At 43.2% G+C, this 17,888-nt stretch carries 21 protein-coding genes and 1 other annotated feature; of the genes, 16 read left to right on the top strand and 5 right to left on the bottom strand.

What is annotated here, in order from left to right:
- Window position 1 precedes the first annotated feature (1 nt).
- From minD to CSV61_RS09215, 14 genes are all read left to right on the top strand, one after another.
- The gene (minD, locus tag CSV61_RS09275; RefSeq protein ID WP_083031836.1) at window positions 2-802 is read left to right on the top strand and encodes a septum site-determining protein MinD; all 801 of its coding nucleotides are present in this window, start codon (window positions 2-4) and stop codon (window positions 800-802) included.
- A 99-nt stretch (window positions 803-901) separates the two neighbouring features.
- On the top strand, window positions 902-1,444 hold the full coding sequence (locus CSV61_RS09270) for a peptidoglycan DD-metalloendopeptidase family protein (protein WP_083031834.1): 543 nt from the start codon (window positions 902-904) through the stop codon (window positions 1,442-1,444).
- Entirely contained in the window at window positions 1,441-2,058 is a 618-nt protein-coding gene (locus CSV61_RS09265) for a site-2 protease family protein (RefSeq protein ID WP_099638987.1), read from the top strand. Before CSV61_RS09270 ends, CSV61_RS09265 begins: the two co-directional genes overlap by 4 nt.
- 70 nt (window positions 2,059-2,128) lie before the next feature.
- Window positions 2,129-2,202 (top strand) — a sequence feature (ribosomal protein L21 leader region).
- 13 nt (window positions 2,203-2,215) lie between these two features.
- Window positions 2,216-2,524 carry a 50S ribosomal protein L21 gene (gene rplU, locus CSV61_RS09260; protein ID WP_029053696.1) on the top strand — a complete coding sequence of 103 codons (309 nt, stop codon included), beginning with the start codon at window positions 2,216-2,218 and terminating at the stop codon, window positions 2,522-2,524.
- A 6-nt stretch (window positions 2,525-2,530) separates the two neighbouring features.
- Window positions 2,531-2,857, top strand: a complete 327-nt coding sequence (locus CSV61_RS09255; RefSeq protein ID WP_099638986.1) for a ribosomal-processing cysteine protease Prp — start codon at window positions 2,531-2,533, stop codon at window positions 2,855-2,857.
- A 12-nt stretch (window positions 2,858-2,869) separates the two neighbouring features.
- Entirely contained in the window at window positions 2,870-3,163 is a 294-nt protein-coding gene (gene rpmA, locus CSV61_RS09250; protein WP_083031825.1) for a 50S ribosomal protein L27, read from the top strand.
- A 330-nt stretch (window positions 3,164-3,493) separates the two neighbouring features.
- Window positions 3,494-4,027 (top strand): Spo0B domain-containing protein, encoded by a 534-nt coding sequence (locus tag CSV61_RS09245; protein WP_099638985.1) that lies wholly within the window; start codon window positions 3,494-3,496, stop codon window positions 4,025-4,027.
- Between the two features lie 3 nt (window positions 4,028-4,030).
- Window positions 4,031-5,326 carry a GTPase ObgE gene (gene obgE, locus CSV61_RS09240; protein WP_099638984.1) on the top strand — a complete coding sequence of 432 codons (1,296 nt, stop codon included), beginning with the start codon at window positions 4,031-4,033 and terminating at the stop codon, window positions 5,324-5,326.
- 31 nt (window positions 5,327-5,357) lie between these two features.
- The gene (locus tag CSV61_RS09235; protein ID WP_029053700.1) at window positions 5,358-5,813 is read left to right on the top strand and encodes an ACT domain-containing protein; all 456 of its coding nucleotides are present in this window, start codon (window positions 5,358-5,360) and stop codon (window positions 5,811-5,813) included.
- Between the two features lie 31 nt (window positions 5,814-5,844).
- Window positions 5,845-6,729, top strand: a complete 885-nt coding sequence (gene pheA / locus CSV61_RS09230) for a prephenate dehydratase (protein ID WP_083031817.1) — start codon at window positions 5,845-5,847, stop codon at window positions 6,727-6,729.
- A 22-nt stretch (window positions 6,730-6,751) separates the two neighbouring features.
- Window positions 6,752-7,054, top strand: a complete 303-nt coding sequence (locus CSV61_RS16600; RefSeq protein WP_143561082.1) for a hypothetical protein — start codon at window positions 6,752-6,754, stop codon at window positions 7,052-7,054.
- A 79-nt stretch (window positions 7,055-7,133) separates the two neighbouring features.
- Entirely contained in the window at window positions 7,134-8,366 is a 1,233-nt protein-coding gene (locus CSV61_RS17295) for a LysM peptidoglycan-binding domain-containing protein (protein WP_304442547.1), read from the top strand.
- A 6-nt stretch (window positions 8,367-8,372) separates the two neighbouring features.
- Entirely contained in the window at window positions 8,373-9,242 is an 870-nt protein-coding gene (locus CSV61_RS09220; RefSeq protein ID WP_099638983.1) for a phosphotransferase, read from the top strand.
- A gap of 12 nt (window positions 9,243-9,254) precedes the next feature.
- The gene (locus CSV61_RS09215; protein ID WP_099638982.1) at window positions 9,255-9,980 is read left to right on the top strand and encodes a YebC/PmpR family DNA-binding transcriptional regulator; all 726 of its coding nucleotides are present in this window, start codon (window positions 9,255-9,257) and stop codon (window positions 9,978-9,980) included.
- 210 nt (window positions 9,981-10,190) lie between these two features.
- On the opposite strand, the gene CSV61_RS09210 is transcribed toward CSV61_RS09215, so the two are convergent.
- The 5 genes from CSV61_RS09210 to CSV61_RS09190 all read right to left on the bottom strand — a co-directional run bounded on the left by CSV61_RS09210 (window position 10,191) and on the right by CSV61_RS09190 (window position 16,433).
- Window positions 10,191-11,936 carry a GMC family oxidoreductase gene (locus CSV61_RS09210; protein WP_083031805.1) on the bottom strand — a complete coding sequence of 582 codons (1,746 nt, stop codon included), beginning with the start codon at window positions 11,934-11,936 and terminating at the stop codon, window positions 10,191-10,193.
- Between the two features lie 17 nt (window positions 11,937-11,953).
- Window positions 11,954-12,793, bottom strand: coding sequence for a gluconate 2-dehydrogenase subunit 3 family protein (locus CSV61_RS09205; RefSeq protein ID WP_099638981.1), 840 nt, complete (start codon window positions 12,791-12,793; stop codon window positions 11,954-11,956).
- Window positions 12,794-12,867: 74 nt separating this feature from the next.
- Window positions 12,868-13,071, bottom strand: coding sequence for a twin-arginine translocase TatA/TatE family subunit (tatA, locus tag CSV61_RS09200; RefSeq protein ID WP_233193568.1), 204 nt, complete (start codon window positions 13,069-13,071; stop codon window positions 12,868-12,870).
- Between the two features lie 402 nt (window positions 13,072-13,473).
- The gene (locus CSV61_RS09195; RefSeq protein ID WP_099638980.1) at window positions 13,474-15,495 is read right to left on the bottom strand and encodes a copper-translocating P-type ATPase; all 2,022 of its coding nucleotides are present in this window, start codon (window positions 15,493-15,495) and stop codon (window positions 13,474-13,476) included.
- Window positions 15,496-15,809: 314 nt separating this feature from the next.
- Entirely contained in the window at window positions 15,810-16,433 is a 624-nt protein-coding gene (locus tag CSV61_RS09190) for a hypothetical protein (RefSeq protein WP_099638979.1), read from the bottom strand.
- A gap of 159 nt (window positions 16,434-16,592) precedes the next feature.
- On the opposite strand from CSV61_RS09190, the gene CSV61_RS09185 reads away from it, so the two are divergent.
- Window positions 16,593-17,159 (top strand): NADPH-dependent FMN reductase, encoded by a 567-nt coding sequence (locus CSV61_RS09185; RefSeq protein WP_083031784.1) that lies wholly within the window; start codon window positions 16,593-16,595, stop codon window positions 17,157-17,159.
- Window positions 17,160-17,279: 120 nt separating this feature from the next.
- Window positions 17,280-17,885, top strand: coding sequence for a Holliday junction branch migration protein RuvA (ruvA, locus tag CSV61_RS09180; RefSeq protein WP_029053712.1), 606 nt, complete (start codon window positions 17,280-17,282; stop codon window positions 17,883-17,885).
- Window positions 17,886-17,888 lie beyond the last annotated feature (3 nt).

Raw genomic sequence — 17,888 nt, 5'->3', positions numbered from 1 at the left:
TTTGGGAGAAGCAATTGTCATTACTTCTGGTAAAGGTGGCGTTGGAAAAACCACAACGTCAGCCAATCTTGGTACCGCTCTTGCGTTACAAGGGAAAAAAGTGTGTTTAGTGGATACAGATATCGGTCTGCGTAACTTGGACGTAATTCTAGGCTTAGAAAACCGAATCATTTATGATTTGGTCGATGTTGTGGAAGAACGTTGTAAAGTTCATCAGGCCCTTGTGAAAGATAAACGTTTCGAGGATCGATTGTTCTTACTACCAGCAGCTCAGACGACTGATAAGAGTGCTGTGAATCCGGAACAGATGAAGAAACTCGTGTTAGAATTAAAACAAGATTATGATTATGTCTTGATTGACTGCCCAGCAGGCATTGAGCAAGGATTTAAAAATGCGATTTCTGGTGCGGACCGTGCGATTGTCGTGACGACTCCAGAAATTTCTGCTGTGCGTGACGCAGACCGTATTATTGGACTGCTTGAAGCGGAAGAAGGACTGGAGCCACCGAAATTGATCATCAACCGTATTAGAAGCGGTATGATGGAGAGCGGTGAAACGTTAGATGTCAATGAAATTACGACGCATTTATCGATTGATTTATTGGGTATCGTAATGGATGATCAAAATGTTATATCTGCTTCAAATAAAGGCGAACCTGTCGTGATGGACCCGGCAAACCCTGCTGCAATTGGGTATCGTAATATTGCACGACGAATCTTAGGTGAGTCTGTGCCATTGATGACGATGGAGAAAAGCAAAGCAGGATTCTTCGGCAAGATCAAGAATATGTTCAGCAAATAATACAATCTCAAAGCTCAGTACCTTTTATGGTGCTGAGCTTTTTCATTCGTCATTTAATTCTCCTTCTTTTCATACACTGCAGGTAAGGGAGGGGACGTGATGAAGTGGAAAACGAAATGGATCATCGCTATTGTGCTGATGGTGTCTGTTGTAGGCTTATCAAAACTGGAAGAACGCCAGTTAGTCAATATACCCATTACGCAATATGTAACGACTGGAAAGGATTTTGTGGTGATGAAGAAGTGGGTGTCTTCCTGGATGGCAGAAGATGAAGTCATCACGGTGTCTGGGGATCCCGTGTTTAATCCGTTTGAGACGTACGAATCGTTCCAGCCCTATCAAGACGGAGCTATTATTTCGTATACTCAACCGATGTCGATCACTTCACAAGGAAGCGGACTAGTCGTCTTTACAGGCTATACCAGACAGTCAGGAAAAACAGTGACCGTTCAATACGATAATGGTGATGAAGTAACGTATGGATTCGTAGGCTCGTTCTCGACGCTGCCGTACACAGCTGTAAAGCATGGGGATGAGATTGCGATGATGGATGAGGAAGCGGTGTATATTCGCGTGAAACGCAATGGGATACCGCTAGAGCCTACTGTGTTAGCCACGTATATGTCGGACGGTCAGCAATGAAGTATCGTATTCATCCCGTATTGTTGCCGATTTTTTTATTTTTCATGATCGTCGGTGGTGTGTCATTGTACGCGTTGCTCTTATTCTCTTTACTTTTTCATGAACTAGGACACGTTTTGGCTGCTCGACACGTCGGAATGAAAATTAGGAGTTGCACCATTTTACCGTATGGAGGGGAATTGCAATTTGTTAATCGGCAACTGGCAAGTAAACAGCAACGGCTGATCGTGGCGCTCGGTGGTCCTGTCGCGACAGCTGTTTTGTTAGTACTAGGTATGTGTTGGACATTCCCCGGAGATGCGCAGTTCGTAAAGATTCAACTGATCTTGTTGAGTGTGAATTTATTACCGATTCTACCTCTTGACGGTGGACAAGTGGTGTCTGTTTTGCTAGAGACAGAGGCGACGAAATACACTACGCGCTCGAACTTCTTATTGTACTCCATCATCGTGTCTGCATCGCTTTGTGCATTTTTTATTGCGTATTTGCCGGACAGTTTGCCACTCGTTATGATTACATCATATTTAGCAGTGCAGAACATTATATCCTATCGTTTTAGAAGGTACGAGCGGGTCTTTGAACAGCTCACTAAAAGGGAAACTTCCTTCTTTTAAAAGATTATAGGAATAATGCTTGACCTGCTCTTTTCTATGTGATAATATTTTACTGTTATTGATTGTAGCACCCGTGCTACAACCGCACTAAACAGGTTCAAGTATTCCAAGGAATCACCTGTCAAGGCGAGTCTGTATAATTAGAGGAGGTGCAAGTATGTACGCAATTATTGAAACTGGTGGAAAACAAATCAAAGTTGAAGCAGGCCAAGAGATCTTCATTGAGAAGGTTGCTGGTGAAGCGGATGAAGTGGTAACTTTTGACAAGGTGCTAATGGTGGGCGGAGATGACGTTAAAGTCGGTGCTCCATTCGTAGAAGGCGCAACTGTAACAGGTAAGGTTGTCAAGCAAGGCCGCGCAAAGAAAATCGTTGTCTTCAAATATAAGGCAAAGAAAAACTACCGTAAAAAACAAGGACACCGTCAACCATACACGAAAATCGTTATTGACGGAATCAATCTATAATCCGGCATGATACATGTCAGAATTATAAAAGAGCCTTCTGGGCGCATCTCAGTTTTTGAGATGGATGGTCATGCAAACTTTGCAGAACACGGTCAAGATCTAGTTTGTGCTGGTGCTTCTGCCGTATCATTTGGTGCGGTAAATGCTATTATGCAATTGACTTCGATCGAACCCGACGTTGATCAAGGTGCGGATGGTGGATACTTACGTGTGACGTTTCCGGTAACGGAACAAGATGCGCAAGTTCAGCTGCTACTGCAAGCCATGATTATTTCTTTACAAACGATTGAACTAGACTATGCAGATTATATAAAATTAACCTTTAAAAAGTAGGAGGTGGCAGCTATGTTACGTTTAGATCTTCAGTTTTTCGCATCGAAAAAAGGTGTAGGTTCTACTAAGAACGGTCGTGATTCACATTCGAAACGTCTTGGTGCTAAGCGCGCAGACGGACAAATCGTTTCTGGAGGATCCATCCTTTATCGCCAGCGTGGAACAAAAATTCACCCAGGTGAAAACGTTGGTCGCGGTGGAGATGATACTCTATTCGCAAAAATCGACGGCGTCGTTCGTTTTGAACGTCTTGGCCGCGACAAAAAGAAAGTCAGTGTCTACCCAGCAGCAACGCAAGAAGCTTAATTGGATAGCGTGACGATGTGAAAGAGGACTGCACTTGTTGCAGTCCTTTTTCTTATGTCAAGATTGGTATGGTATGAGCGGATGTTAGGGAAGTATGAGCGCTTAGCCAAGTAGATAGAGCGGATAGCGAGTGTGTATGATCGCTTGGCTGTTTTTATGAGCGGATACACGTTTTATTGAGCGCTTCTCGACGAATAATGAGCGCTTGACCAATTTGGAAGATGAGGAGCCATACATTTTAGGTAAATTGTTACGCGGTGATGATATTTTTAGTGATTTACGCACGAAAATGCTATACTAAGAAGTACGAAAACAGCTGGTGGTGAAAATATGGGGAAAAATGAGCTAAATGTGTCGCAGGCAGTGAGATTTAGTCGACACGATCACATGAATGATCTGCAATTAATCCTCATGAATCTCGATATGGGGAAGTACACAGAAGCGAGAAACTGCATTCTTGAGAAAACGGGAGACATGCAGCGAGAGGCATTGCTTCAGAAATTATCTATGCCTCTTACTGAGGAATGGATTACGACACTTGGGTGGCGATATCCGGTTCTAAAAGTGCAATTGTATTGCGATATTACGGAAAAAATTGATTCAAGTGAAATGGACCGCGAGTTGGTCGGATACTTGGAGCAAGTTGTGCTGGCAGTAGAAGAAAAAATCCAGCGCTATGCAGATTGTCCTGTGACGATTGAAGTCACGACAGACACTGCTTCTTGGAGTATGCAACTGACATTTACCGAGCTGTACGCGAAGCAACTAGACATCCCAGAACATTCATCTCAGCTTACGGTCGAAGTCCACGGTGAACCGGATCAATGGACGTTTACCATCAGTGGACAATTAGGAGGATTATAAATTATGTTTGTGGATCACGTTAAAGTATTTGTAAAAGGTGGCGACGGTGGCGATGGTATGGTTTCGTTCCGTCGTGAAAAATATATAGCCAATGGTGGGCCATCCGGTGGTGATGGCGGGAAAGGCGCGGACGTCATCTTTATAGTGGATGAAGGATTGCGTACATTAATGGATTTCCGTTATCAGCGTCATTTTAAAGCGGATCGCGGAGAGCATGGTCAAAGTAAAAATATGCACGGCCGTAGCGGTAAGCATATGATCGTGAAAGTTCCGCCTGGCACGGTCGTCAAAGATGCAGAAACCGGAACGATTATCGCAGATTTGGTGGAACATGGCCAACAAGCAGTCATTGCGCGCGGTGGGCGTGGAGGACGCGGTAACAGCCGTTTCGTTACGCCACAGAACACGGCACCTGAGCTTTCTGAAAAAGGAGAGCCGGGCGTTAGTAAAGATATTGTGCTCGAATTGAAAGTTCTCGCTGACGTTGGTCTTGTTGGATTCCCGAGTGTTGGTAAATCCACGTTATTGTCAGTCGTTTCATCAGCGAAGCCAAAAATTGGTGATTATCACTTTACTACATTAGTTCCGAATCTCGGAATGATCGAAACGGATGATCACCGTACATTCGTCATGGCGGATTTGCCTGGATTGATCGAAGGCGCACATGAAGGAGTTGGACTCGGACATCAATTTTTGCGTCACATCGAACGTACGCGCGTAATCGTGCACGTTATCGATATGTCAGGACTTGAAGGTCGTGAGCCGTTTGAAGATTATCAGACGATCAATAAAGAATTAGAGCAGTACAATATGCGTTTGACTGAACGCCCACAAATTATTGTGGCGAATAAAATGGATATGCCGGATGCGCAAGAGAATTTAGAAATTTTTAAAGAAGCACTTGGGGATGAAGAGGTTCAAATATTCCCGATTTCTGCATTGACGAGAACTGGTTTGGATCCATTGCTATACGCCATTTTAGATCTGCTTGAAACTACACCGGAATTCCCAATGTTGACGGATGCAGACGAAGAAGAAGCGAGCAATTCAGTATTGTACAAACACGAAACAACTGGTCCTGATTTCATTATTTCACGTGACGATGATGGAGCGTTCATGTTGTCCGGTTATACAATAGAGCGTTTGTTCCAGATGACTGATTTCAACTTTGATCAATCAGTTCGTAAGTTCTCACGTCAGATGCGTGGTATGGGGATCGATGAAGCGTTGCGTGAACGTGGTGCGAAAAACGGGGATATCGTACGTATCATGAGCTACGAGTTCGAGTTCTTGGAGTAAGACCGGAATGGCTCGTTTTGGGGGGAGCGAAATGGAACAAATCGGGGAAGGTCAGTTTTATTTAGTGCGCGAAGATGTATTGACTGAGTCGATGCAGAAAATGTTGGAAGCTAAACGAATGATGGCAAGAGGCGAAGTGACAACGATCCAAGAAGCAACCAAGCGGGTCGGCCTGTCACGCAGCGCCTTCTACAAATATCGTGATGCCGTGTTCCCGTTCGAGTCGATCGCACGGGACCGGATCTTGACGATTTTTATTCAACTGGAAGATTTAAAGGGTTCGTTAGCTGTACTATTGGAAGTCGTCTCAGAAGCGAAGTGTAATGTATTGACGATCCATCAGACGATTCCTGTCCAGGGCCGCGCGAACATTACATTATCGTTAGATGTGACGGAAATGGAAATTAAGGTAGAAGCATTTTTACAGCGACTCAAAGCACCTCGATTTATTGATTCCGTTGACTTAATTAGTTCAGGGGTTTTCTAACCTCTTAAATCAGTGGGGAGATGAAAGAATCATGACAGAAAAGAAGTATGTACCTTCCGTTGCGTATTTGGGACCTGAAGCATCATTCACTCATATTGCAGCGTCTGATTTATTCGGCATGGAAGGCTTAACACCGCGTCCGACGATTCCAGATTGTATAGAAGCGGTGACAGAAGGACATGTTGCGTATGCGGTCGTTCCATTGGAAAATGCGCTTGAAGGTTCCGTTCCATTAACGATTGACTATTTATTTAATAATGATGAGTTGTTTATTACTGCTGAAATTTCTACGCCAATTGAGCAGCATATGTTGGTGAATAAATCCCAGATGAATCACTTGGATGAATTGGATTCGATTCAATCCCATCCACATGCGTTAGCACAATGTCATAAGTTTTTGCAATATCGTTACCGAGGAGTTCCGTTGATTCAGACGACGTCTACGGCAGCGGCAGCGAAATCTATTTCTGAAGAGCCAGAACTGCGTGTTGCGGCAATTGGTAACCGTTTGGCAGCAGAAACGTACGGCTTACATATAGCAGAAGAAAATATTCACGATTTTCATTTCAACCATACGCGTTTCGTCGTGCTGTCGTTGCGTAAGGAGAAACTAGAGCATTCGAAGCATGCATCTTCCATGAAGACAACATTGATGGTGAAGTTGCCTGAAGACGACCGTCCGGGGATGTTGCATCAGATATTATCGGTATTCTCATGGCGCCGGTTGAACTTGAGTAAAATCGAATCGCGTCCGTTGAAGACAGGCCTTGGTCATTATTTCTTTATTATTGATGTGAATGAGTCAGAAGAGCATCCGATGATGAAGGGCGCGATGGAAGAGCTAGACGCACTAGGTTGCACGGCACGCTCGTTCGGAACGTACTATGTCTATGAGTCTGGAGAATTTATCTCTTAAGCTAGGATAGGCTGATCACAGCGTGCGTAAGAAGATTAGTATGAATTACGTAGCTGCACGTAAAATAGAACTTGAACCGCCCTTGAACTTCACTAAGTTCAAGGGCTTTATTAATTCAAGTATTATTGCCAAAAAGAGTTCTACGTCCACCTACTATAAACGTAGAATTGAAGCGGAAGCTCGGGCGAACCTTCCAGTTGGAGAGGAAATCCCATACACTGTTATTTCCTTAACTCACTATTTAAACTGCCATCATTCAACCGTCCTCTATTCGACAGGATGGTTATTTATTTGGAATAAACCATTTTCCGATGAATATACATAACAAGAGAGGAGGCCTACACACCTTGTCACAAAAGTAGGCGTCCGTTCATACGATGGATTGATGGAAGGGGGAATTGTTAGTGGAAGTTCATATTGTCGTCAAAGGTGATACATTATGGAAGATCGCAAGACAATACGGTATACCGTTCGAGGAACTGAAGCGGGTGAATGCGCACCTGGCGAATCCCGACTATATCGTTCCTGGCATGAAAATATTCTTGCCGATGGATAAGAAAAAGCCTCATCATAAAGGTGATCACACGAAACCGCAAGAGAAACCGCATTACGAGAAGCCACATGAGAAACCGCATTACGAAAAGCCGCAAGAGAAACCGCATTATGAAAAGCCACATGAGAAACCGCATCACGAGAAACCACATCATGAGAAACCGATGAAGCCGCCACATCAGGAGAAGCCTTCAAAACCGGCACCTCCACAAACGAAACCACCGACGTGTCAAGTGCCGCAACTACCACAAGCGCCACAGATACCACCGGTGCAGCAGAAACCGATGCCACAAGTACCACCGATGCAACAACAACCGAAACCGGAATCCAAACCACCAACGATGCCGCAACAACCGCACACTCCACCGGCAGCGCCTCATATGCCAATGCCACCGAGTATGCAGGGTCCACCGATGTGGCAGGCAGTATTCCCGATTTGCGGGTGGATGCCCATTTTCGATGCAGACTGCCATCCACATATGCCGCAACAACCGATGCAACCGCACCAACCGATGCCGCCTATGCAACCGCCAATACAGGCACCGATCAAACCGAAGCCGCCAAAAGAGTCATCCAAGTGGTGTGAAGAGTCACCTCATCACCATAAACCTGTTCCTGCACCTATGCCAGACGGTTGGCAGTTAATTGAATCGAGTTCATTACACATGAAACCGAAACCGATGCCACAACCGAAACCGAAACCACAACTAAAGCCACCTGTGATGGAGCCGAAGCCGCCCGTAATGGAGCCGAAGCCGCCTGTGATGCAACCGAAGCCTCAACAGCCTGCACCGATGCCAATGCCGCAACAACCGACGATGCCACCTAAAGCAGATATGCCACCGTCATGGTGTCCGTCAAATCAGCCACATTGCTCACCGAATTGGCCGGTTCAGCCTCAATGGCAGACACAACCAGAATGTATGCCAGCAATGCAATGGATGCCGTATCCGCCCATGATGCCGATGCCAATGCCCATGTCTCCGATGTGGCAACAACCTCCAGGTTATCAGGGTGATTGTGGGTGTAATACACCTCAATATCAGCCGATGCCAATACAGGAGGACTGGCACCGAAACCAGTAATCGCGTATGGCAGACAATCAGCGATTTACCAAAATCAAAAAGAATGTCTGGAAAATGGAATCAGGCGGTGCCGTGTATTCTGTAAAGAAGTATGAATCACACGCTCAAGCTGTGAAAGTTCGGCAAGTTCATCAATTACTTAGTGCACAGCATTTTCCGTATATCTTGCCGATTGTCGATAAATCGGATCCGCTGTTAATCATGCAACCATGGCTTGAAAATGCGAAAGCAGTCAATTTTAAGCGTAGAATTGACCGGATCGACTCGTTCCGTGCGTTGCAAGCATTACATGATTCGAAATATACGATTAATTGGGAGTCAATTTCCTGTCTTCCGCATTATCATATGATCGAGAAGTGGGAAGTTCGGCTTGCGCGATTTGAAGAGGTGCGGCAAATGTGTGGAGCGTTTCTTGCTCCCACGACAATTGATCAGCTATTAAAATACGGACGGGATGCATTGCAAATAGCGAAGAAAGAATCGCCTCCTGTTCATTCGCTGACATTGTTGCACGGTGATGTTGTACATCATAATATTTTGCGTGACGCAAATGGAAATATCCGCTTTATTGATTTTGATTTGGCATGCCTTGGATCAGAAGAAGATGAACGTGTATTGTGGATGCATCGTGTGTTGCCACAAATTTCCTATAATCCGACTTTTTTGATGGGGGAGCATCCGGCGCTGCAAACCTTGTCAAATCAGTCACTCGCTAAGCTCTTATATCCGAATGAAGTACTTCGGGAATGGTTACATCTGTTGTCATTGCCACTAGCGCAACAGCAACGGTTGGCCAGCAAACTTCTGCATTTCACAGATACCGCACTCTCGCATTGGCCGAGATTATGGTATGATATAGAGCGAATGATGAAGTAGGAGGTTTGATCCATGGCAGGCCATTCAAAGTGGAAAAATATCCAGAACCGAAAAGGCGCACAGGATGCAAAACGAGGAAAGATCTTTCAGAAGATGTCGCGTGAAATATACGTGGCAGCCAAGTCTGGCGGAGACGATCCAGACACGAATCCAGCTTTACGTCTAGCGATCGATAAATCAAAAAGTGTGAATGTCCCAAACGATGTGATTCAGCGGGCAGTCGATAAAGCAACAGGTTCGGGTGCGGATGAAAACTATGAAGAAGTGATCTACGAAGGGTACGGACCAGGCGGTGTCGCTGTTCTCGTATATACCTTGACAGAAAACCGCAATCGTACAGGACCCAATATGCGCGTGGCATTCAATAAAAATGGCGGAAGTTTAGGGGAAACGGGCTCCGTCAACTATTTATTTGAACGCAAAGGCCGTTTGTTCATCGAACGTACGCAAGAAACGGACGAGGACGCAGTCATGCTGGCGGCTTTGGAAGCGGGAGCAGAAGATGTAATGTCGACAGAAGATGGATTTGAAATTCTGACGGAGCCTTCTGAATTCCTGCACGTAAAAGAAGCGCTTGAAGCGGAAGATTTAGTCTTTATTTCAGCAGAAGTAGATATGGTTCCATCCGTTTATGCGGATTTGACCGAAGAGCAGGAAGAACAGTTTCTCGCTATGATTGATGCATTAGAAGACGATGACGATGTACAGAATGTGTATCATAACGCGAGTGGAGATTGATTCGCTTTTTATCATTGTCCTAATTATGCTATAATTTTAAGCTCAGCCAACTACTTGTCACTAACAAAAGTAGTGTGGCTGGGCTTTTTAGGTTACTTAGAAAACACACGGTGACTATCAAACCTAAAATAGAAAAGTTGTTTCATTTCCATTCGACTCATTCAACAATACCCCCTTACTTTTACAAGTAAGGGGGTATTGTCATCGCTATTAAGCGTTCACGCTAGATTTTGGCTTAGTCAAGAGACCGCCTTTTTCTTTTAAGTATTTTTCGATACCTTCAGCTGCACGATATGAAAGTGCACCGATTGTTGGCGTAGGGTGGTGACTACTGAAGTGAGGTAATGCAGATCCGCCAACGACGAATAAGTTTTCCATTTCCCACAGTTGCAAGTAGTTATTGACCGCAGACGTTTCCGGATCTTCACCCATAGCTACGCCACCGATATAGTGCATACCGTCGTAACCGTGGTTAAATTGATCTGGTAATTCGTCCTGATCAATAATGTCCGCGCCCATTGCTTCCACGATCTCGGTACATTTTTCAATCCCGAATTTCGCAATGTTCTTATCTTGTTCTGTTAATTTATTAGTAATGCGTAATAATGGATCTCCAAACTCATCTTTATATGTCGGGTCTAAGTCCATGTAATTGTGCCACCAAGGCATAACGGCTGCTGAGTACCAAACCGTTAACGTGCGGAAAGCATAGAATAGTGATTTCTCTTTAAATTCTTCACCCCACGTTGGTGTACCTTTAGGAACAAAGTTATTCTTAATCGCTCCATCTCCGTATTGACGAAGTTCGATTCCGCCACCATGAATGAAGTCTAAATCCGTGTGGTCAAATAGATCTGCGTCATAATCACTCAACGCGCCACCTAATCCACCAGCACCCATGTAGTAGTTGAATTTCTTGTCATTAAAGAAACCTGTTGCTCCTAGGAACGTACTGTTGAATTGTCCTGTAAAGTTACGGCCAATCGTTCCTTTTCTAGTTTCTGGGTTATAGATTTCGCCGATATCCGATAGCATAAGCAAGCGGTTATTCGAGAATGTGAAAGCCGCAAGAACGACAACGTCAGCTGGTTGTTCGAATTCTTGTCCTGTTCTTGTATCCGTATATAAAACGCCTGTCGCTTTTCCGTCTTTATGTATAACTCTACGGACGAGTGAATTGGTTCTGATTTCACAGTTACCAGTTTTGCGAGCAGTCGGAATAACTGTTGCTAGAGGATCTGATTTTGAACCGAAGTCACAGCCGTACATTGTACAGAACGAACAGAACATACATTGGTTCAACGTTTCACCATCAGGATTCGTATACGTTTGGGACATGTTTCCTGAAGCCATTTGATAAGGGTGTAAGCCGATCTCTTTTGCCGATTCTTTAAACAACTTAATCGCAGGAGAAGCTAGCATAGGTGGGTTTGGATACTCATTTGATCTCTTGTCACCAAGTGGATCAGGTTCTCCTGAAATCCCAGCCGTTTGTTCCCATTTAGCATAATATGGCTCTAGTTCATCATAAGTAATTCCCCAGTCACGAATTTGCATGCCTTCTGGAATTTTGCCTTCTCCATAACGTTCGATAGTTTTTGAACGAATTTCGAAGTCATACGAACGCCAACGGTATACGGAACCTGCCCAGTGCATACTTCCGCCACCAAGGTCCGTCCCTGTGTTCATATCTTTTTGCAAGCGTACAGGTAGTGCAGCATCGCCTATCGAAACACGAGACGTAATCGTATCGCCTGTTAATTTTTCAATCATTTCATGTCTGTTTGTATAACGTAGTTCATCTTTAACACCTATAAAATCTGAACGTGTTTGATCTTTACCGCGTTCCAACATGACGACTTGATAGCCTGCTTTGGAAAGTTCAGCTGAAACGATTCCGCCAGCCCAACCACTACCAACGACTACCACGTCTACTTTATCTAATTTTTTAGCCATTTATGTGTCCTCCTCAATTAAAGCCCTTGGTAATTACGTAAACTTGAAGGCTCCATTACAATAAATTCTTCTTCTTCGATTTTATCTAAAAAGCTCATGATTGGTCCCGGATATTCTTTCATTCTCCAAGCTTCCATATTACGATTTCCACCGTAAACAGGATCTGCATAGACGCCTTCGATCGTCGTTTGGCGCAACAAGCTAAAGAAGTCTGAAGAATCTACACCACTGAACTTCACTTCACCTTTTTCAAACATGGATAAAATTTCATCTTGCTGCTCAGGTTCTAGATTCACAAACCGCTCACCAAATTTATCTTGTGAAGTTTTCTCCATTGCGTTAAGCCCTTCAAGGAAAAATGTACCTCTTGTCATTTTTGTTTGATAGTTAGCCGTATCAGCCGGTAATTTCACCACAGTAGACGATGTGATGACTTCGTCTTTTGGACGATTTTCTTCTTGGTACACATCAGTTTTTACAACCGATGGAAAAGGACCGTGCATGTAGTCATTCCCATTTCTTCCCCAGTTGCTTGCGCATTGGCGGTCAATGAAATAGGGAACGCCCAATTCAATTGCACCCATTCCATTTGCATTCTCAGGAAAGATTCTTTCAGTAGCAGCCGATAACAACGCGAAGTCTTCGTTTCGACTGAAAAATGTACGTGCATCAAACGAAACGGGTTTATTAGCTTGCGATGCCGTTTCTTCCTTTGTTCCTTTTTGGAACTGACTTGTTAGCAAACCACCAAAGAGAGATCCACCTAAAAGTCCACCAGCGACAAGACCGCCACTTTTCAAAAACTTTCTTCGACTTAAATCTTGAGTATCTTGATTGGAATTTTTATTATTCGTCATAGTGTAGTTCCTCCTTCACATTTGTCATGAAATGCCGCGACTTTTTCCGAGGCAAGTTGAATTGCATTATTTCCTTACTTTATGGACTCAGACTTTTCTAATTCAGTTTTCTTGTTCTTGTCGTCTTCTTCTAAAATACCTTTTGTTGCTTGTTTAAATTCAGCTAGTGTTTTACCAACAGCAGAACCAATTTCCGGCAATTTTCGCGGTCCGAATAAAATTAAAATAATGACTAATATAATTATTAATCCAGGTACTCCGATAGACGCTAAACTCACATAATTCCCTCCTCTTACATTAATTGTGTATTTACAACGTATTGGTAGACCTTTATGTATGTACTTATCGGTCGATAGGTGTTTGGCCCTCATACATGATAGTGTTATTCGACAAAAAATGCAAAGTAATTCTATAAAACTTTTTGATTAGCTAATTGTATGAATAAATTAAATAATCCGCATACATAAACTGATGATCTTTCAGAATTGATGTAAAGTTATAAGTAGTTCTAGTTTTAGAAATAGGACAGTAGGGCAGGTAGTCAATTGTAAACCTACATGGATAATTTTTTCAGTAGAGTCATATTTTTTTAAAGTCGTAACAAAACATAAAAAACACCATGAATCATTTTTCATGGTGTTTTTGGTATGCTTACATGTTATTGAATTATGAATACTCCATCAAAGTTTCAGCAATCTAGCATTAATTGCTACTATCACGGTACTTAGTGACATTAAAATAGCGCCAATTGCGGGGCTTAGTACAATCCCATAGTTATACAGGACGCCAGCGGCTAATGGAATTGCAAGAATATTATATCCAGCAGCCCACCACAAATTTTGTGTCATTTTACGATAAGTGGCCTTTGAAAGTTTTATAATATTTACCACATCGAGCGGATTACTTCTGACAAGAACGACATCAGCTGTTTCGATAGCTACGTCGGTCCCAGCGCCTACAGCAATCCCAAGGTGAGCGATTGCAAGAGCAGGAGCATCGTTTACCCCGTCGCCTGTCATAGCAGTTCGAAGGCCTTCAACTTCTTGAATATGCACGATTTTATTTGATTTCTCGTGGGGAAGGACTTCAGCAAAAATTTCCTCTATTCCAAGTTGTTCACCTATATAATGTGCTACTTTTGTATTGTCGCCTGTTAACATGATGGACTTGATATTCATTTCTTTCAATTGGTTGATAGCGTCTATAGCTGTTTCCCGGACGATATCCGCAAGAGCAATCATGCCGGCGAGTTGGTTGTTTACTAATGTGAATACTACAGTTTTCCCTTCAGATGACCATTTATTGAATTGAACAGAATCGAATTCCAAATTCAATTCCTTTACATAGCCTGGGCTGACAACTAAAACTTGCTTGCCATCTACAGTCCCTTCCAAACCTTTACCAGTTAATGATTGGAAATTATCCGCTCTTTTAACAGAAAGTCCCATTTCTTCAGCTTTTTTAGTTACTCCTTTTGCCAGAGGGTGCTGAGATTGCGCCTCGACTGCAGCGGAATAGGAGATGACATCTTCTTCACGGAAGTTATTTGATGCGTAGATATTTGTTACGCCGAATTCTCCTTTTGTAAGTGTACCTGTTTTGTCAAAGACGACTGCTTCCATATTTCGGGCACCTTCAAAAGCTGCTCGATTACGTATGAGAAGCCCGTTTTTTGCCGCTATGGAAGTGGAAACGGCCACAACCAATGGCGCTGCTAATCCTAAAGCATGAGGACAGGCTATAATTAAGACAGTCACCATTCTTTCCATCGCGAATGATACGGGATAGCCAAGCGATATCCAAATAACAAATGTGATCAGACCTGCCGCTAGTGCACCGTAGAATAACCACTTGGCAGCTCGATTGGAAAGATCTTGCGCTCGCGATTTCGATTCTTGAGCTTCTCTGACAAGGGTAATGACTTGTGAAAGGTAGGTTTCATTTCCTGTTTTCGAAACTGCAATGACAAGAGAACCTTCGCCATTTATAGAACCGCCAATAGCTTCTAAGCCTACTGCCTTGTCAACAGGTACTGATTCACCTGTCAGCATTGACTCATCAACTGTTGACTTACCTTCTAGAATTTCACCGTCCACCGGTACTTTCTCGCCGGGCTTTACGAGTACATGATCTCCATGTTTCAGTTCGGTTACATCCACATCTTTCGTGTTACCGTCTTCGTCGATTAGATGCGCTTCGGAAGGCATTAATTTTGCTAATTCTTCTAAAGCTTTTGACGCACCCATTACAGAACGCATTTCAATCCAATGTCCAAGTAGCATAATATTTATTAGAGTTGCCAGTTCCCAAAAGAAGTCATGTTCGGCAAAACCAAATACGGCAGCAGTGCTGTATACATACGCCACAATAATAGCTAATGAAATCAGCGTCATCATGGCAGGTGTTTTATCTTTCAGCTCATCTTTTGCACCTACTAGGAATGGCTTACCTCCATAAAAGAATATAAACGTAGATAATGCGAACAAAATGTACAAATCTCCTGTGAAACGCCAGTCAACTCGTAGGAACATTTGAATCATAGGTGATAGGATTAAAATAGGAATCGTCACAATCAAAGAAATATAAAATCGTCTTTTAAAATCCTCCACCATCTGGGCGTGATGATCATAATGATTGTGATGCTCGTGGTGATCATTTTCATGATGATGTTCGGAGTGTTGGTGATGTGAATGGTTTGACATATAATGTACCTCCTCCTCGATTTGCCAATTGTGAATATATTGTAAGTATATCGAGTAAATGTGCAGGAGGTATGCAGAACTATGTGAATGTACTAGTTTGGTAGTTATTTTCTCCAATAGTAAGCTAGACTATGGTCGCTAGATTTCATTGTGAACGATGTTAGGGAGAAACAAGTGGATCGGGTAGGTGCTCCGTTTTCATTAATGAATAGTACATGTCTAAGTAAATGGAACAAGCTGAAAAATATACTAAAAAGATCCTCATTCCATTACAAATGAAGATCTTTTGGTATATGCATGCATTTTTTCATTGGTTATTTACGTACTTCCAGCGTCTCCAGCATCTGTTCGAATCGTGCGCCATGGCCTTCTTGCGCTTCCAAGAAATAATTTTCCGTAATGAGCAATGTGCCTCCGTCTACTTCCATCATGTAGATTGTCACGACTTCGCTATCCGATTGTTCTCCTGAAGTTCCGTGCAAGGAAAGGGCGTTGACTGGTGCAGAAATCGATTTTTCCTCAAGCGGCATATTGTATTCCTGTTCCATATCTTCTTTTACATTTTCTGGCGTTTGATTTTCGACGTATAGAAATGTCATATTTACCTCAGGATACCCTTCAGGCACCTCGTCGATCGGGGTGAGCTTGTCTTCTTTCTCACCGGTCTCAAACGTATACCGTTCGGAATCGATGTACATCGAATACAATGCATCGCTACCTTCAACCAGGTCCATCGTGATAGTGGAGTCTTCACCTTCAACAGAGACGACCACATCCATCGTCGATCCGCGTTCCGGCAACGTCGTCGTTTCGTCAGTTGTTTCTTCGGCTGGTGTTTCAACAGGTGGTTTTACTTCATCAGCAGGTTCTTCTGTTACTGAATTACAGCCAGCAAGTAGTAGAGATATAGCAAAACTTGCATAAATCATCGTGCGCATTTCGTTTCTTCCTCCTTTAGCATGTGTGTAGAGCCTCTTGATATGTATACGTTTACACGATAACGAAGGTTTCAAAAGTCGAGCAAATCATTAGAAATAAAAATAAGCAAGCGCTATGATAAGTCTTGCAGATATTAAAACATAAGGGAGATCTTCAGAATGACTATTAGAGTAAAAGCAGTAATCGGAAGTACGAGTTCCACTTCATACAATTTAAAGTTAGTAAATTTCATGGCTAAACGATATAAAGAAGAATTGGAAATTACGCCAGTTCTTATCAATGATTTAGAAATGTTCTCTATTGATATTGAAAGTGAACCACCTGTAGCTGTCCAAACATTTAAAGATGATGTGAAAGATTCGGATGCGGTTTTATTTGCAGCACCAGAATATAATTTCTCCATTCCTGGCGCCATGAAAAATGCGTTGGATTGGTTGTCACGCGGTGGCGACTTTACGTTACACGGCAAAACGGGCTTTATCGTAGGGGCATCAATGGGCGTATTCGGTTCTGTAAGAGCGCAGATCCACTTACGTGAAATTCTTTCTAACCCAGCATTGGCACCTAACTTATTGCCAGGTAACGAAGTATATATCGGAGCGGTTCACACGAAGATGGATGAAGAAGGAAATATTACGGATGAAGCGACGATCGCATTCCTTGATACGGTCGTTCAGAATTTCATCGCATTCCATAAGAAACAACAAGCAATCGCTCACGTATAAGTAGGAAGAATGGACACGAATTTTATGTGTCCATTTTTTTATGCAGGTTTCTGGAGGTTGAACAAGTAGAAAACCCGTTCGTATGCTATAATAGCAGGTATACTTTAGGGGGAGACTACTTTGTACGATTACATAAAAGGCTATGTGACACGTGTGACACCTGAATATGTTGTGCTGGAGCAATCAGGAATTGGTTGGCAAGTCATGACGCCAAATCCATTTGCGTTCCACGTAACAGAAGAGGTACAGCAAGTGTTCACGTATTTGCATGTGCGTGAAGATACGCAGTTATTGATCGGTTTCAAGACGCTGGAACAACGTGAATTGTTCCGTAAACTGATTACCGTTTCGGGAATCGGTCCTAAAGGCGCGCTCGCAATTCTTGCGAACGGCTTGCCTTCTCAAGTAGTGAGTGCGATTGAGCGCGAAGATGAAGGGTTCCTTGTGCAGTTTCCAGGTGTCGGCAAGAAGACGGCTCGTCAAATGATTTTGGATTTAAAAGGCAAACTTCATGATCTGTTTACAGAAATTGATTTGCCGGATTCGGAAGACACGTTGCTTACGCTTGCGGAAAGTGATGAGCTCGATGAGGCGATGCTTGCATTGACTGCGCTTGGTTATTCGGATCGTGAACTGAAGAAAGTGAAGCCGAAGCTCGAGAAAGAAGAACTCGATACAGAAGGCTATATGCGTCTGGCGTTAAAATTATTATTGAAACAAGGCTAATAC

Origin of the sequence: Sporosarcina sp. P3, assembly GCF_002743415.1 — a bacterium.
Classification (GTDB): domain Bacteria; phylum Bacillota; class Bacilli; order Bacillales_A; family Planococcaceae; genus Sporosarcina; species Sporosarcina ureae_A.
The sequence above is the reverse complement of the archived record's forward strand: the minus strand, read 5'-3'. Positions and strand labels throughout refer to the sequence as shown.